This is a genomic window from Mesorhizobium sp. B1-1-5, assembly GCF_006443065.1.
GTDB lineage: Bacteria > Pseudomonadota > Alphaproteobacteria > Rhizobiales > Rhizobiaceae > Mesorhizobium.
The window spans coordinates 1-1,242 of sequence record NZ_VFWS01000482.1 but is presented as its reverse complement, the minus strand read 5'-3'; the positions used below and the strand labels follow the sequence as shown (position 1 = coordinate 1,242).

Annotated in this window: 1 protein-coding gene; it reads right to left on the bottom strand. The window is 68.0% G+C overall.

What is annotated here, in order from left to right; all coding sequences use genetic code 11:
* Positions 1 to 1,242 (bottom strand): GumC family protein (locus FJ980_RS32565; protein WP_246676682.1); only part of this gene is annotated, 1,242 nt, incomplete at both ends.

Below are 1,242 nucleotides of genomic sequence, written 5' to 3'. Positions count from 1 at the left end.
TCCTGGAAGACGGCCTTTGACCGGCCCCTGCCCAAAAGCGCGACATTGCTGCCGGGCGTATACCGGCTCAACGCCTCGATGCCGTATTCGCCGCGCAGCACGTCGAGTACGCCCGGCTGCTGATCTTTCTGGCCGCCGCCGGCATTGGTATCGATGAACAGGATACGGCCGCCCCGGGCGGCCGCGGCATTGGCCAGCAAGCGCGCCACCCTGCCGCGATGCGCGGCGTCCTCGGGCGGCGACGTCACCAGTATGGACGGCACCAGCGGCCAGTCCGGCGGGCGCCGGCCCGACGAGAACATGCGCCTCAGCGCCAGCCCCACAACCGCGTCCGTCTTCTGGCTCGCCGCGGCGGCCGTGCCGCCGAAAGGCCACCAGCGACGGGTGTTGCCCGATTTTGCCGGCACCACGCCAAGCACCGGCGCGTCGATGGCCGATTGCATCTGCGCGCTGGAAAGCACCGTGGGCGAGGAATATTCCGCGATCAGCGCCAGGCCGGTGCCGAGCCCCAGGCCGCCGAAGAGCGCGCCCAGGACAAGCAGCGACAGCGGCGGCCAGCTCTTCTTCAGGGCCGGCATGGCGCTGGAGATGATCCGCGCATTGGTGCTGTCGACGTTGATCTGCTCGCGCGTCTCCTGCACACGCTGCAGATAGTTGGCATAGACGGAGCGAACGGCCTCGAGATCGCGCTGCAACTCGCGCAGCTTGACCGAAGCCTGGTCCGTATCGAGCGACTTGGTCTTCATGCCGGCGACCTTGGCCTCCAGCGCCTGCTGGTTGGCCAGCGCTCGCTCGTAGTCGGTCTCGGCAGCCGCTCCGATGCGGCCGAGCTCTCGCCCGATCAGCGCACGCGTGTCGCGCAGCTGCTGCTGCGCCGCGATCATCGAGGGATGGCGTGGCCCAAGTTCCGTGCCGAACTGCGATACCTTCTCGACAAGCGTCGCCTCCTGCGCCCTGAGGCTCGAAATTACCGAGGAGCGCATCGCTTCCGAGGTCGCGTCCGGCGCCCCGCCCGACCTGCGCAACTGGTCGACCTGCGCCTTCAGCGCCGCGGTACGGCTTTGCGCTGCCGAAAGCTGCGTATTCAGCTCAGTCAGTTCCTGGTCGCTGACCAGATTGCCTGCCGCCATCACCATGTTGTTGGCGGACCTGTAGGCCTCGACGGCATTCTCGGCCTGCTGGACGCGCTTGCGCTGCTCATCCAGCCGCGCGGCGATGGCGTCCGAAGCGTCCTTGGCCATC